We start from the raw sequence: 13128 nt of genomic DNA on the forward strand, positions 1-13128 counted from the left end.
CATGCTCGCGCAACTTCCACCGGCCTTACAGAATCTGCAGCTACCGTTACGCCTGAGGCTCTGGGACGGCCACGAGTTCAACTTGGGGCCGACGCCCAGTGTCACGATTGTGGTCAAGGATCCGCAAATGGTCAGCCAGTTTGTCCACCCCAGCCTGGATGCTCTCGGCGCGGCATTCGTGGAAGGCAAGCTCGAGCTTGAAGGCTCCATGAGCGACGTGATCCGCGTCTGCGACGACTTGAGTCAGGCGTTGTTGGGCGAGGATGACGATAGTAATCCCGTGCGCACAGCCCACGACAAGGAAGCCGATGCCAAGGCAATTTCCTATCACTACGACCTCTCCAATGAGTTCTATCAGCTCTGGCTCGACAGTGACATGGCGTACTCCTGTGCTTATTTTGAAACCGGAAGCGAAACCCTGGAGCAGGCCCAGCAAGCCAAGTTCCGCCACTTGTGTCGCAAGCTTCGCCTGCAACCGGGGGACTATCTGCTGGACGTCGGGTGCGGTTGGGGTGGATTGGCGCGTTATGCGGCGCGAGAATTTGGCGCGAAGGTCTTCGGCATCACTCTCAGCAAGGAGCAACTGGTGCTGGCCCAGCAACGGGTCACCGCCGAAGGTCTGGATGATCAGGTCGAGCTGCAGTTGCTGGACTATCGCGACCTGCCTCAAGACGGTCGTTTCGACAAAGTGGTCAGCGTTGGCATGTTCGAACACGTCGGCCACGCAAACTTGGCCGAGTACTGCAAGACCTTGTTTGGCGCCGTGAAGGAGGGCGGTCTTGTGATGAACCACGGCATCACCGCCAAACACACAGATGGTCGCCCAGTAGGACGCGGGGCTGGTGAGTTCATCGAGAAGTACGTCTTTCCCAATGGCGAGCTGCCGCACCTGTCGATGATTTCTGCCGAGATCAGCGAGGCGGGTCTAGAGATCGTCGATGTCGAAAGTCTGCGTCTGCATTACGCGCGCACGCTTGATCATTGGAGCGAGCGATTGGAAGACAATCTGGAAACAGCCGGCAAGATGGTGCCCGAACAGGCGCTGCGCATCTGGCGGCTGTATCTGGCGGGATGCGCTTACGCCTTTGCCAGGGGCTGGATCAACCTGCATCAGATTCTCGCCGTGAAGGCTCATGGCGATGGCAGCCATGAACTGCCTTGGACCCGTGACGACATCTACACGCCTTAAAGTATCGGTGAAATAAGCCGGGCGATCCGCATGCCGACCTGTTGGAGGCGGTGGGTCTCCCGGCTTTCTTCCTTGGCCACTTCGTGGGCCTGGGCGAAGTCATCGTTGAGCATCTGTTGTACCTCGTTGGCGAAAGTACTGTCGACCGTCAGCAGCATCACTTCGAAATTCAACCGGAATGATCGATTGTCCATATTGGCACTGCCGATGGCGCTGATTTCGTTGTCGATCAACACGACCTTCTGATGCAGAAAGCCCGGCTCATAACGGAATACCCGCACCCCCGCGCGGACGGCTTCGAAGGCATAGAGGCTCGAGGCGGCGTAGACGATTCGGTGGTCGGGCCGTGACGGCAGCAGGATTCGCACATCGACACCGCGCAACACGGCGAGGCGCAAAGCCGCGAACACGGCTTCGTCGGGAATGAAATAGGGGCTGGTGATCCACACGCGTTCCTTTGCGGCGTGGATGGCTTCGACAAAGAACAGCGAACAGGTTTCGTAGGGATCGGCCGGCCCCGTGGCGAGTAATTGGCAGAGCACTCCGTCCTCCGGATACACCTCTGGCAGTATCAACGGCGGCAATGAGCGCGCGGCCCAGAACCAGTCTTCGGCGAAGGACTCCTGCATGCAGGCCACCACGGGCCCGCGCACCTTGACATGGGTATCGCGCCATGGAGCCAGGGGTGGTTTCTCACCCATGTATTCGTCGCCGACGTTGTGCCCGCCAACGAAACCGAGCACACCGTCGACCACCACGACCTTGCGATGGTTACGGAAGTTGACCTGGAAGCGATTGAGCCAGCCGCTGCGTGTCGCAAACGCTTTGACCTCTACACCGGCATCGCGCAGGGGCTGGACGTAACTATGGGGCAGGGAGTGACTGCCAATGCGGTCATAGAGCAGATAGACCGCCACGCCCTCGGCAGCTTTCTTTAGCAGCAACGACTGCAGGCGTTGCCCGAGGCGATCGTCATGGATGATAAAAAACTGGATCAACACTGCTTCTCTGGCCTGGCTGATCGCCTCGAATATCGCTTCGAAAGAAGCTGTGCCGTTGATCAACAGTTGCACTTCGTTGTTGGCCAGGCAGGGCATGCGTCCCAGCTTGGGCATTGCTCGCAATGAGGCGTAGGCGTTGGAGGCTCTGGCTGCCAGTGCTTCTTCTACCCAGGGCCGCCAGTTCAATTCGGAGATCGCCTTGCGCATTTCTTCGTTGGCCTGTCTGCGTGCCTTGATGTAACCATCGAAGGTGCTGCGGCCAAAGACCAGGTAGGGAATCAACGTAAGGTATGGCATGAACAACAACGACAACGCCCAGGCGATCGAGCCTTGGGCGGTCCGGACGGTCAATACGGCATGCAAGGCGGCGATGAGCCCCAGGGAATGCAACAGCGCGATCAGATAACCGAATACATGCGGTCCGAAATAGTCCATGGGACAGCCTAGCTCCTGAAGATTCAATGCTTAACAGACCATGTTCCGTGCAGAATGTCGCTAATTAATTCGCCCATGAACCGAAGCCTGTGGCCGGCGTCTAACGGCCACTACTGATCAGGAGTTACTCGATGAACGTTCGTCTGCTGGGTTTGGCCGTGGCTTTTGGTGTGGCGCTTCCCGTAGTCGCTCAGGCGCAGATGTTGCAGCCGGGCTTGTGGGAGTTGACGTCCAGCAACATGAAAGTGGATGACCAGAATCTGCCGGATCTGCAATTGCTGCTCGGGCAAATTCAGAGCCAGATGACGCCGCAGCAACGGGCGCAGCTTGAAAAGCAAGGCATTACCATGGGCGGTAAAGGCATTCGTGCCTGCCTGACACCCGAGCAAGTGAAAAACGACAACATTCCCCTGACGGACCCTCAGTCGGGCTGCCGGCAAGAAATCACCGAGCGCAACGGCAACCAGTGGAAATTCCGTTTCAGCTGCCCGAAAGCCCAGGGCGCTGGAGTGGCGACGTTCTTGAGCGATCGGGAATTCACCACCAAGGTTAATGGCACATTCAACGCTACCGGCATCCAGCAGAAGGGTAGCCTGGATACGCGTGCGGTATGGTTGGGGCAGGATTGCGGGACGGTGAAGCCCCGAGCCTAAACCCCATCGCGAGCAGCCTCATTCCCGCAGTTAAAAAAGGCATTTCATTGTGGGCGAGGCTGCTCGGGACCCGACTTTCAAACCAGGGCAGGGTCGACTGCGCGCAACCACGCACACACCGCATCAATCGCCATCGTGCCGAAGTCTTCCCCGGTCTGGCTGCGCAAACTGACAAACCCACCTTCTTTTTCTCTTTCCCCGATCACCACCAGGTATGGCACTTGTTGGCTGTGCTCTCGAATCTTGTGGTGTACCTTTTCATTACGCAAGTCCGCGCGCGCTCGCACGCCACTCCGGCGCAAGGCTTCGGTCACCGACTGAGCGTAATCAGCCTGGCGATCGTCGATGCTGACAATCATCACGTGTGGCGGTGCCCGCCAGTTTTCGAGTTCTTCCTGAGAAGACCAGCAACTGCCGTAAATACGCTGTGGGGTCGTGGCGCTGATGTGATCCAGAGCAAAGGCTTGCAAGACCCTTGTCGCAGGGACATGCGGGCCCTTCGAATGGCATTCGAAGTCACCGAACAGGTAGGGCGTCAGTTCATCCTCCGTTGGCGATGGCGATGGCGATGGCGGGGGGCGACGGCGAATCGAGTGATTGGTGGCCGCCAGGATTTTCATGCGCGCTTCGATACCCGCCAAATCGACCAGGTTCAAAGGACGTTCAAATTCAAACTCATGGTAAAAGCCATCTCCGAGCGCCGATCCGACGTGCAAATGCACCTTGGGGTAAATCTGTTTCACGGCGATGGCGAGCATCAGCGCGCAGGATCGCCGCAGTATTTCCAGGCCATCAGGCTCTCGAGGCGTGATGATGCTGACCCGTGAATCGGATGTGAGCAGGAACTCACAATCCACCAGCACCCCGTTGACGCGACCCGCGACTGCCGCCTTGGCCAAGCCGGCATTGATGCTGGCCGCAAGCTCATACACCGACAACGGCTGGTCGTATTCAAGCAATGAACCATCGCTCAGCGTGATGTGGATCATGTCGATGCTCGTGAGTGCTAGCGCGTAAACCCTAGAGGTAAAACCTGGTCGTTGTCATTAAGACATTTGTCGCGCCAGGTGATTTTTCCAAGCACCCGCGTCGTGCCGACACTGTGACCGGTCTTGGTCACGACCGTCGTGATCGAGAGCAATGGTGTGCCGCTCATTTCAGCAAAGCGGGGGAAGACGTTCTGTACCCATGGTAGGCCAGAAGGCACCGGCCTGGGTGCGTCCCAGCGTAACGCGTCGCGGCGAATCATGCTGCTTCCCAATTCCATCGGCTTTCGGCGACGGCGTCATGGGCATGGAGACTTTCCGCATGCACCACGCGAATCCGCAACGCTTTGATACCTGGAGAGCGCTTAAGGGCCAAATTCAGGCTTCGTGCGGCGTCCTCGCAAAACATCAGGTTCTGCCCGTTGGCCAAGGCGAAGGCTTGCTCATCGGCGCGTTTGACGGCGGTTTGCAAAGCGGTGCCGAGGGCTGCTTCGGCGTCATTGATCAGCGAAATCAGTGGCAGTTCGTCCACGACCTCATCCAGGAGCAGGCTCAATTGCGCATGGCTGCGTTGGCTGTGAGGCGTCGCGACGATTCCTTTGGTTGAACCTAACCACGCCAAAATGTCTGCATGCTGCAAAGGCCGTGTTGCGAAATCATCGACGAATTGTTGTTGGATCAGCTGACGGGCCAGCGCTGCTGAGCAAGGGCACGTTGAGGAATAAGGCACATTGATTTTGAGTTCCACGTGGAACATCTCGTTTTTCAGGCGTGCTTCAACGCTCACGGGGTATGACTTCCAACCAGACAGCGCGCTGATGAGCGCCGATCTCTTTAGCAGTAAATCAGCCTCAATCTTCAGGAAGGCACTGTCCGAAAGTCCTTCATGGGAGTCGAGGAATTGTTGCAGAACGCGTCGAATAGATTGCGCTGTCAGATTCTCGCGCTCCAGAAACTCCAGCGCGAGGTAGAGCCGTGACATGTGAATGCCGCGTGCCTCGCCATCGTCGAGACTGACACCCGCGTCGATTTTCGCACTGAGGCGTTGGCCGTCGAGAAGGATTGGTAGCGCAATGCCGCACATGCCCACCCATTCAAGGGGTAGGTTTTGGCGTGAGGGCTGCGCGGCGATATCCGGCAGGGTCAACGCGTTCATCGTCAGATCCATCGTGGTAGTCGAGAGACGATGTTATGTTATTACATGAAGTTCAGCTATTTCTTTTTATGTGCCCTTTCGATCACGTGCCTCAAGAACCTGTTGAGCAGGCGCAGGAAAGTCCAAACCTAACAACCGGTGATTCGGCTGCAGGTGAATTTGCCGCTGCTGCCGCCGGAGCTGGAAAAACGGTTGAGGGTGGTCCAGCCCACTCGACGGTTGTAGCCGACCCAGGCTTCGCCATCGGAGGCGATGCCGGTGAAGAAGGTCAGTTGCCCGTAGCGGCTGTTGGTCTGCGCCCAATAGCGATTCCCCTCACGTTCGAAGCCGCGCAAATAGATTGTGCTGCCGACGGTATTGACGCTGTAGGCGTTGCCATCTGCATCCACACAGGCCAGCAGATTTGCGCTTCGAGTGCAGTGGGCAAGGTTCGGCACTTTCGCCCCTGCATTCACTGCAGCCAGCAGCGAAATACACGTCAGCGTGATTTTCAGGGCATTACGCATGGGATTTCTCACCGTTAGGACCGCCTGGAGCATTGTGCCTTTTCCCCGTGGCGACAAGAGGGGGTGGATAGATTGCATTGTTATACTGTAACTTAAAAATAAGCCCGACATTGCGACCGGGCATTCCTGTGAGGATTCCCTGATGCCCAATCGTCTCCCTGTCACCGTCCTGTCGGGCTTTCTCGGCGCCGGTAAAAGCACGCTGCTCAACTACGTCCTGCGTAACCGCGAAGACCTGCGGGTGGCGGTGATCGTCAATGACATGAGTGAAATCAACATCGACGGCAGCGAAGTCCAGCGTGATGTCACCCTGAACCGCGCCGAAGAAAAACTGGTGGAAATGAGCAACGGATGCATCTGCTGCACCCTGCGCGAAGATTTGCTCGAAGAGGTCAGCCAACTCGCCCGGGACGGTCGCTTCGATTACCTGCTGATCGAATCCACCGGTATCGCCGAGCCACTGCCGGTAGCGGAAACCTTCACCTTCCGCGACGAAGAAGGGCGCAGCCTGTCCGATATCGCACGGCTCGACACGCTGGTGACCGTGGTCGACGGCGTCAACTTCCTGCTCGATTACCAGGCTGCCGAAAGCCTCGCGTCCCGTGGCCAAACCCTGGGCGAGGAAGATGAGCGGCTGATCACCGAGTTGCTGATCGAGCAGGTCGAATTCGCCGATGTGATCCTGATCAGCAAGATCGACCTGATCGGCAGCGGCGAGCGGCAGGAACTGATGGCGATCCTCGAAAGATTGAACCCGCATGCCGAGATCCTGCCGATGGTCATGGGCGAAATCCCTTTGGTGAAGATCCTCAATACCGGTCGTTTCGACTTCGAAAAAGCCGCACAGGCCCCAGGCTGGTTGCGAGAGATGCGCGGCGAACATGTACCGGAGACCGAGGAGTACGGCATCGCTTCCACGGCTTACCGGGCCCGCAGGCCGTTCCATCCCGAGCGCTTCTTCAGCTTCATCGACGGCGAATGGACCAACGGCAAGCTACTGCGCTCCAAAGGCTTCTTCTGGCTGGCCAGCAAGCCCATGGATGCCGGCAGTTGGTCCCAGGCCGGCGGTTTGATGCGCTACGGTTATGCCGGGCGCTGGTGGCGTTCAGTGCCGAAGGACCAATGGCCACAGGACGAGGAGAGCACCGCTGCGATCATGGCCAACTGGACTGCTGCCGTGGGCGACTGCCGACAGGAGCTGGTGTTCATCGGCCAGAACATCGACTTTGCACAACTCACGGCCCAGCTGGACGATTGCCTGCTGACCGATGAGGAAATGGCCCTTGGGAGCGAACGCTGGCAGTTGCTACCGGACCCGTTCGGCCCCTGGTATGAAGAAGTGGCGGCGTGATGTTCAAGGCTTGAGCCAGTTTCCCTGGCTCTGGCCCTCGCAATACGGCTTCAGATACGCCGCGTCTTTGGCCACGCCGTAATAGTGAATATCCTGCCGGTAAGGCATATTGGCGACTTGCGCATTGCTGCACACGCCAAATGCGCCGCTGGGGCAGTGGTCAACGTATTGCACCTCGACCTTCTGCCCGGCCAGGTTCGGTTGACAGAACCCGTCGGCGAATAGTTTTTCCGGGATGTTGCGGTTCTCCTGGCAGACTTTCACGTCGAGTCGCTCAGCCGTGCTATGGACCACACAGGCCTGGGCCAGCGCCTCGCCAGAAACGAACGTGAGCAGCAACGTCCAGCCAATCAACCGCATCCTCGACCTCCTCAGACATCCTCGACCATGTTGCAGAACATTCCTACGCACGTGATCGCCGGCCCATTGGGCGCCGGCAAGACCAGCCTGATCAGGCACCTGCTGACGCAGCGCCCGGAAAACGAGCGCTGGGCGGTGCTGATCAACGAGTTCGGGCAGATCGGCATCGATGCCGCGCTGCTGACCCGTGACGCCGATGGTATCGCACTGGGTGAGGTGGCCGGAGGCTGTTTGTGTTGCGTCAACGGTGCGCCGTTCCAGGTCGGGCTCGGGCGATTGTTGCGCAAGGCGCGGCCGGACCGGCTGTTTATCGAACCTTCCGGGCTCGGTCATCCCGTGCAGTTGCTCATGCAGTTGGGTGAGGCGCCATGGCGCGGTGTGCTGGCTGTTCAGCCCAGCGTGCTGGTACTGGATGCCCAGGCGCTTGCAGCGGGTAAACCGTTGCCGGGGGCGCAGCAGGAGGCGTTGAACCATGCCGGGTTGTTGCTGCTGAACAAGTCCGAGCTTCTCGATGACGATGAGCGGCAGCGAATCATTTCCCAGCTTGCGAATCGGCGTTTGTACTGGACCCAGCAGGGAGCGTTGCCGTTGAGTGAATTGCCCGGACTGGATGCTGCGGCGGTGGCGGGTGTGGATAACTTCGTCGCGCCCAAGGGACTGGGGCAAATGCCGGCGGTCTGGACCGATCCGGCGCGACCCATCTGCCTGCACCAACAGCAGGGCGATGTTTGGAGTATCGGTTGGCGCTGGCACCCGAGTCAGACGTTTGATTCGGCGCGCATCGACGGTTGGCTTGCAAGCCTTGCCTGGCGGCGGGCCAAGCTGGTTATCCACAGCTCTGGGGGGTGGGTTTCGGCCAATGCGCTGGATAACGCACCTCTGAAATGGCAGCCCAGCGAATGGCGCCAGGATTCGCGCCTGGAGCTTATCTTCAGTGAGCCGCAGCCGGTGGATTCATTGCAGAGGGCACTGGGTGCCTGTCGCTCCGATTAAGGACGCCATTTCGTGTGTTCTTGCCGCCACTGACTAAGCTCAATCACTTCAGCACGGGGCTTGACCACGTCGGCCACCGGCGGGGTGTCGTCGAACGGCATTGGATAGGGTGCCAGCTCGATTTGGGCACTGTGGGGGCCGAACTGAGTGATGGTGCCGTTGTGGCGTGTTTCGCCGGTCACCGTGAACTCGAAGTTATACACACGTGCCAGACGCCGCTTACTGTTGGCATCCTTGATGAACGCGATCTTCTTCAGCGCGACGTTGCCGTCCAACAACTCGATCCCGAGCTTGGTGCAATGCTGCTTGACCCGCTCCAGCGCGCGCTCGCGCAAGCCATGGTTGTGCCACAGCCACGCGCCTGCGGTAGCGAGCAGCATCAGCACGAATATATTTCCAAGGGTCAGCATCAACGGGTGCTCCAACAAATTGATGTCAGCTTAACTGCGTCGCCGGCCTGTCGTACAGGCTGCGTTTAGTCGCATACTGCGCGGCTCGAATTTCAATCGTTTGACGGAACTCTCGGCATGAAACGTACGCCCCATCTGCTCGCCATTCAGTCCCACGTGGTATTTGGCCACGCAGGCAACAGTGCCGCGGTTTTCCCGATGCAGCGGGTCGGGGTGAATGTCTGGCCGCTTAACACCGTACAGTTCTCCAACCACACCCAATATGGCCAATGGGCCGGTGAAGTGTTGGCACCGCAGCAGATCCCCGACTTGGTGCAAGGCATTGCAGCCATTGGCGAGTTGGGCAATTGCGACGCGGTATTGTCCGGCTATCTGGGCAGTGCGGCGCAAGGGCGGGCGATCCTCAAGGGTGTCGAGCAGATCAAGGCGATGAACCCCAAGGCGCTGTACTTGTGCGACCCGGTGATGGGCCATCCGGAGAAGGGCTGCAGCGTGCCGGCCGAAGTCAGCGACTTCCTGCTGGAAGAGGCGGCTGCCATGGCGGACTTCATGTGTCCGAACCAACTGGAGCTGGACAGCTTCTCCGGCCGCAAGCCACAGTCGCTGTTCGATTGCCTGGCGATGGCGCGTGCGTTGCTGGCGCGAGGCCCGAGGGCCGTGCTGGTCAAGCACTTGGCATACCCCGGCAAACCGGCGGACGTGTTCGAAATGTTATTGGTGACGGCGGACGCGAGCTGGCATTTGCGCCGTCCGCTGCTGGCGTTCCCGCGTCAGCCGGTGGGCGTCGGCGACCTGACCTCCGGGCTGTTTCTGGCGCGAGTGTTGTTGGGTGACAGCCTGGTGGCAGCGTTCGAGTTCGCGGCTTCGGCGGTGCATGAGGTGTTGCTGGAGACCCAGGCGTGCGCCAGCTATGAGTTGGAGCTGGTACGCGCCCAGGATCGTATTGCGCATCCGCGGGTGCGGTTCGAGGCTACGGCAATCAGCCTCTGAGTTGGGGGGACCCCATCGCGGGCAAGCCCGCTCCTACAGAATTTGTGGTGTTCACTAAACCCTGTGGGAGCGGGCTTGCCCGCGATAGCTATCTAAAGCTCAACCTACAACCCTCAGGCATCACCCTTGATTTCCTGATAACGCTTCTCGAGCTCCTGGCGAATCTGCCGCCGCTGCTGGGCCTGGATGAAGCGGCGCTTTTCTTCGCTGTCTTTTGGTTGCAGCGGTGGCACAGGCGCCGGTTTGCGGTTGTCGTCCACCGCCACCATGGTGAAGAAGCAACTGTTGGTGTGGCGCACCGAGCGCTCGCGAATGTTCTCGGTCACCACCTTGATGCCCACTTCCATCGACGTGTTGCCGGTGTAGTTAACCGAGGCCAGGAACGTCACCAGTTCGCCGACGTGCACCGGCTCGCGGAAAATCACCTGATCCACTGACAGCGTCACCACGTAACGGCCGGCATAGCGGCTGGCACAGGCATAGGCCACTTCATCGAGGTACTTGAGCAAGGTGCCACCGTGAACATTGCCAGAGAAGTTGGCCATGTCAGGGGTCATCAGTACCGTCATCGACAACTGGGCGTTTCCGGGTTCCATAGCGTTCTCACGGGTCAAGGCTGGTTTCGGAAGGGTGCACCTCTACGGGTGCCTGAGCGGTTTTTCAAACCACAGTTATCGGGACGCCGGGCGGGTGATCGCCGTCACGCCAAATCTATCTGTTTCCATATATTGCACCGCCTTTTTGCCGGAAGTCGCGGTGTTACCCTGCAAAAGCCCGGTCCAAGGGCGATTCCTACGCAAAATGCGGATTTTTTCCTGCTCGGTCAGACCTTTCGCGCGTCTGTTAATTGAGCAACGTCACCAAGGAGCCTCACACCATGCATGCCATCAGCTTTATCCAGGATCTGGCAGTGATCATGTTGGTCGCGGGTGTGGTGACCGTATTGTTTCATCGTCTCAAACAGCCGGTCGTGCTGGGCTACATTGTCGCCGGCTTCATCATCGGCCCGCATACGCCACCGTTCGGTTTGATCCACGACGAAGAAACCATCAAGACGCTCGCCGAACTCGGGGTCATTTTCCTGATGTTCTGCCTGGGCCTGGAATTCAGCCTGCGCAAGCTGTTCAAGGTAGGCGCCACGGCCTTTATCGCGGCGTTCCTGGAAATTGTGCTGATGATCTGGATCGGCTACGAAATCGGTAGCTGGTTCGAATGGAACACCATGGACTCGCTGTTCCTCGGTGCGATCCTGGCGATTTCCTCGACCACTATCATCGTCAAGGCGCTTAACGACCTGAAGATGAAAAACGAGCGCTTTGCGCAGTTGATCTTTGGCGTGCTGATCGTGGAGGACATTCTCGGCATCGGCATTATCGCCCTGTTGTCGAGCATCGCCGTCAGCGGCACGGTCAGTTCCGGTGAGGTGTTTTCCACCGTCGGCAAGCTGTCGCTGTTCATGATTGTCGCCCTCGTGATCGGCATTCTGTTGGTGCCGCGACTGCTGGCCTATGTAGCCAGGTTCGAAAGCAACGAGATGCTGCTGATTACCGTGCTCGGCCTGTGTTTCGGCTTCTGCCTGCTGGTCGTGAAGCTTGAGTACAGCATGGTTTTGGGGGCGTTCCTGATTGGCGCGATCATGGCTGAATCGCGGCAACTGCTGAAGATCGAGCGCCTGGTCGAACCGGTTCGCGACCTGTTCAGCGCAATCTTCTTCGTGGCGATCGGCTTGATGCTCGATCCGATGATTCTGTTGCAATACGCGTGGCCGATTGCAGTCATCACCGTCGCTGTGGTGCTTGGCAAAATGCTTTCCTGCGGGCTGGGTTCCTTTATTGCCGGCAATGACGGACGAACCTCACTGCGCGTGGGGATGGGGCTTTCGCAGATTGGCGAGTTTTCCTTCATCATCGCGGCGCTGGGCATGACCCTGCAGGTCACCAGCAACTTCCTTTACCCGGTGGCGGTCGCGGTGTCGGTGATCACCACGCTGCTCACGCCTTACCTGATACGCGCGGCCGATCCACTGTCGATCAAGCTGGCGGCAGTGATGCCGCAACGCATGAGTCGAGTGTTGGGGATGTATGGCGAATGGCTGCGCAACATCCAGCCCCAGGGCGAGGGCGCGCTGCTGGCCTCGATGATCCGGCGGATTCTGTTGCAGGTAGGGGTCAACCTGGCACTGGTGATTGCGATCTTCTTCACGGGTGCGTACTTCGCCGCACGCATCTCCACCTATCTGCAAGACTGGATCAGCGATCCAAGTTGGCAGAAAGCATTGATCTGGGGAGGCGCGTTGCTATTGTCGCTGCCGTTCCTGATCGCCGCCTATCGCAAGCTAAAGGCACTGTCGATGCTGCTCGCGGAGATGGGGGTGAAGCCGGAGATGGCAGGCCGCCACACGCAGCGAGTGCGTCGGGTAATCTCCGAAGTGATCCCGATCCTCTCGCTGCTGGTGATATTCCTGCTGTTGTCGGCCTTGTCGGCCAGTATCCTGCCCACCAACAAACTGCTGGTGCTGGTCGCCGTGGTTGCGGCCGGCGTGGCGGCGTTGCTCTGGCGCTGGTTCATCCGCGTGCACACGCGGATGCAGGTGGCCTTGCTCGACACTCTGGATAACCACAAGGATTCAGCCGGGCATTGAGCATACGGGGTGCGGGCGTCTCAGCTTTCCAGCCAGACGTCCCGTGCCCAGTGCCACACCGACTCCCAGGTTTCTTCGGCAATCAGCTCTTCTTCGGCTTGCCACAGCACCACGGTGCCGTCTTCTTCGACCAGATAATAATCGTCACCGTCCTGGCAGATCGGGATCATGCTGCGATCGACGCCAGCGTCCCAGGCGTTGGCAGCCACATCGGGCAGGTAGGTGTGGGATTGCGGGTCGGTGACGGTCACCGGCTCCAGGCTGCCATAGACCACGTCGCTGACGGTCAGCAAAAACTCCCGGAAGACAAAGGGAATGTCGATGAACAGCTGTTCTTCGATTTCGACCAACAGGTCCTCGTCGGGTAACTCCAGGGGCACCGGAACCGGTTCGTTGGCTTCACGCAGTTGTTCGATGATTTCTTCCACGTCCGGGATCCTCTAGCTTGTGTGGCGCG

15 protein-coding genes are annotated in these 13128 nt (G+C 58.9%); 6 read left to right on the plus strand and 9 right to left on the minus strand.

The features are described 5' to 3' along the window. Window position 1: 1 nt before the first annotated feature. A complete protein-coding gene (cfaB, locus tag AB4N33_RS21880) occupies window positions 2–1189 on the plus strand; it encodes a C17 cyclopropane fatty acid synthase CfaB (RefSeq protein ID WP_476458231.1) in 1188 nt (395 codons plus the stop codon). Here cfaB and cls read toward each other — a convergent pair. Further along, window positions 1186–2625, minus strand: coding sequence for a cardiolipin synthase (gene cls, locus AB4N33_RS21885; RefSeq protein ID WP_476458232.1), 1440 nt, complete (start codon window positions 2623–2625; stop codon window positions 1186–1188). The two genes, cfaB and cls, sit on opposite strands and share 4 nt — an antisense overlap. Before the next feature lie 131 nt (window positions 2626–2756). Here cls and AB4N33_RS21890 point away from each other — a divergent pair, with 131 nt between their 5' ends. Beyond that, a complete protein-coding gene (locus AB4N33_RS21890) occupies window positions 2757–3278 on the plus strand; it encodes a DUF3617 domain-containing protein (protein WP_460119558.1) in 522 nt (173 codons plus the stop codon). A 77-nt stretch (window positions 3279–3355) separates the two neighbouring features. Here the strand turns inward: AB4N33_RS21890 and AB4N33_RS21895 are convergent, their stop codons facing one another. The 4 genes from AB4N33_RS21895 to AB4N33_RS21910 all read right to left on the minus strand — a co-directional run bounded on the left by AB4N33_RS21895 (window position 3356) and on the right by AB4N33_RS21910 (window position 5926). Beyond that, window positions 3356–4267 carry a His/Gly/Thr/Pro-type tRNA ligase C-terminal domain-containing protein gene (locus AB4N33_RS21895; RefSeq protein ID WP_476458233.1) on the minus strand — a complete coding sequence of 304 codons (912 nt, stop codon included), beginning with the start codon at window positions 4265–4267 and terminating at the stop codon, window positions 3356–3358. Between the two features lie 17 nt (window positions 4268–4284). Next, a complete protein-coding gene (locus AB4N33_RS21900) occupies window positions 4285–4527 on the minus strand; it encodes a hypothetical protein (protein ID WP_460140627.1) in 243 nt (80 codons plus the stop codon). Then, window positions 4524–5420, minus strand: coding sequence for a GTP cyclohydrolase FolE2 (gene folE2 / locus AB4N33_RS21905; protein ID WP_476458234.1), 897 nt, complete (start codon window positions 5418–5420; stop codon window positions 4524–4526). Before folE2 ends, AB4N33_RS21900 begins: the two co-directional genes overlap by 4 nt. A 128-nt stretch (window positions 5421–5548) precedes the next feature. After that, window positions 5549–5926 carry a glutamine synthetase gene (locus tag AB4N33_RS21910; RefSeq protein ID WP_476458235.1) on the minus strand — a complete coding sequence of 126 codons (378 nt, stop codon included), beginning with the start codon at window positions 5924–5926 and terminating at the stop codon, window positions 5549–5551. 142 nt (window positions 5927–6068) lie between these two features. Between AB4N33_RS21910 and zigA the strand changes: the two genes are divergently transcribed. Continuing rightward, complete coding sequence (gene zigA / locus AB4N33_RS21915) at window positions 6069–7277, plus strand: zinc metallochaperone GTPase ZigA (protein ID WP_476458236.1); 1209 nt, start codon at window positions 6069–6071, stop codon at window positions 7275–7277. Window positions 7278–7280: 3 nt separating this feature from the next. Here the strand turns inward: zigA and AB4N33_RS21920 are convergent, their stop codons facing one another. Continuing rightward, window positions 7281–7637: an NADH:ubiquinone oxidoreductase gene (locus AB4N33_RS21920; protein WP_460119568.1), complete on the minus strand. Its 357-nt coding sequence runs from the start codon at window positions 7635–7637 to the stop codon at window positions 7281–7283. A gap of 27 nt (window positions 7638–7664) precedes the next feature. Here AB4N33_RS21920 and AB4N33_RS21925 point away from each other — a divergent pair, with 27 nt between their 5' ends. Continuing rightward, window positions 7665–8630 (plus strand): CobW family GTP-binding protein, encoded by a 966-nt coding sequence (locus tag AB4N33_RS21925; RefSeq protein ID WP_476458237.1) that lies wholly within the window; start codon window positions 7665–7667, stop codon window positions 8628–8630. Here the strand turns inward: AB4N33_RS21925 and AB4N33_RS21930 are convergent. Beyond that, entirely contained in the window at window positions 8627–9040 is a 414-nt protein-coding gene (locus AB4N33_RS21930) for a DUF3301 domain-containing protein (RefSeq protein WP_460126861.1), read from the minus strand. The two genes, AB4N33_RS21925 and AB4N33_RS21930, sit on opposite strands and share 4 nt — an antisense overlap. A gap of 117 nt (window positions 9041–9157) precedes the next feature. On the opposite strand from AB4N33_RS21930, the gene pdxY reads away from it, so the two are divergent. Further along, on the plus strand, window positions 9158–10030 hold the full coding sequence (gene pdxY, locus AB4N33_RS21935; RefSeq protein ID WP_460119572.1) for a pyridoxal kinase PdxY: 873 nt from the start codon (window positions 9158–9160) through the stop codon (window positions 10028–10030). 113 nt (window positions 10031–10143) lie between these two features. Here pdxY and AB4N33_RS21940 read toward each other — a convergent pair whose 3' ends face one another. Beyond that, complete coding sequence (locus AB4N33_RS21940) at window positions 10144–10626, minus strand: acyl-CoA thioesterase (RefSeq protein WP_460119574.1); 483 nt, start codon at window positions 10624–10626, stop codon at window positions 10144–10146. Window positions 10627–10907: 281 nt separating this feature from the next. Here AB4N33_RS21940 and AB4N33_RS21945 point away from each other — a divergent pair, with 281 nt between their 5' ends. Then, complete coding sequence (locus AB4N33_RS21945) at window positions 10908–12671, plus strand: cation:proton antiporter (protein ID WP_460119576.1); 1764 nt, start codon at window positions 10908–10910, stop codon at window positions 12669–12671. Window positions 12672–12691: 20 nt separating this feature from the next. Here AB4N33_RS21945 and AB4N33_RS21950 read toward each other — a convergent pair whose 3' ends face one another. Continuing rightward, window positions 12692–13099, minus strand: a complete 408-nt coding sequence (locus AB4N33_RS21950; protein ID WP_077430996.1) for an SMI1/KNR4 family protein — start codon at window positions 13097–13099, stop codon at window positions 12692–12694. Window positions 13100–13128: the final 29 nt, after the last annotated feature.

It is taken from the genome of Pseudomonas sp. S1_E05 (assembly GCF_056337105.1).

Excerpts from the sequence above, each read along its gene's own strand:
- cfaB (WP_476458231.1), top strand. The coding sequence starts at position 2 with ATGCTCGCGCAACTTCCACCGGCCTTACAGAATCTGCAGCTACCGTTA.
- cls (WP_476458232.1), bottom strand. The coding sequence starts at position 2,625 with ATGGACTATTTCGGACCGCATGTATTCGGTTATCTGATCGCGCTGTTG.
- AB4N33_RS21890 (WP_460119558.1), top strand. The coding sequence starts at position 2,757 with ATGAACGTTCGTCTGCTGGGTTTGGCCGTGGCTTTTGGTGTGGCGCTT.
- AB4N33_RS21895 (WP_476458233.1), bottom strand. The coding sequence starts at position 4,267 with ATGATCCACATCACGCTGAGCGATGGTTCATTGCTTGAATACGACCAG.
- AB4N33_RS21900 (WP_460140627.1), bottom strand. The coding sequence starts at position 4,527 with ATGATTCGCCGCGACGCGTTACGCTGGGACGCACCCAGGCCGGTGCCT.
- folE2 (WP_476458234.1), bottom strand. The coding sequence starts at position 5,420 with ATGAACGCGTTGACCCTGCCGGATATCGCCGCGCAGCCCTCACGCCAA.
- AB4N33_RS21910 (WP_476458235.1), bottom strand. The coding sequence starts at position 5,926 with ATGCGTAATGCCCTGAAAATCACGCTGACGTGTATTTCGCTGCTGGCT.
- zigA (WP_476458236.1), top strand. The coding sequence starts at position 6,069 with ATGCCCAATCGTCTCCCTGTCACCGTCCTGTCGGGCTTTCTCGGCGCC.
- AB4N33_RS21920 (WP_460119568.1), bottom strand. The coding sequence starts at position 7,637 with ATGCGGTTGATTGGCTGGACGTTGCTGCTCACGTTCGTTTCTGGCGAG.
- AB4N33_RS21925 (WP_476458237.1), top strand. The coding sequence starts at position 7,665 with ATGTTGCAGAACATTCCTACGCACGTGATCGCCGGCCCATTGGGCGCC.
- AB4N33_RS21930 (WP_460126861.1), bottom strand. The coding sequence starts at position 9,040 with ATGCTGACCCTTGGAAATATATTCGTGCTGATGCTGCTCGCTACCGCA.
- pdxY (WP_460119572.1), top strand. The coding sequence starts at position 9,158 with ATGAAACGTACGCCCCATCTGCTCGCCATTCAGTCCCACGTGGTATTT.
- AB4N33_RS21940 (WP_460119574.1), bottom strand. The coding sequence starts at position 10,626 with ATGGAACCCGGAAACGCCCAGTTGTCGATGACGGTACTGATGACCCCT.
- AB4N33_RS21945 (WP_460119576.1), top strand. The coding sequence starts at position 10,908 with ATGCATGCCATCAGCTTTATCCAGGATCTGGCAGTGATCATGTTGGTC.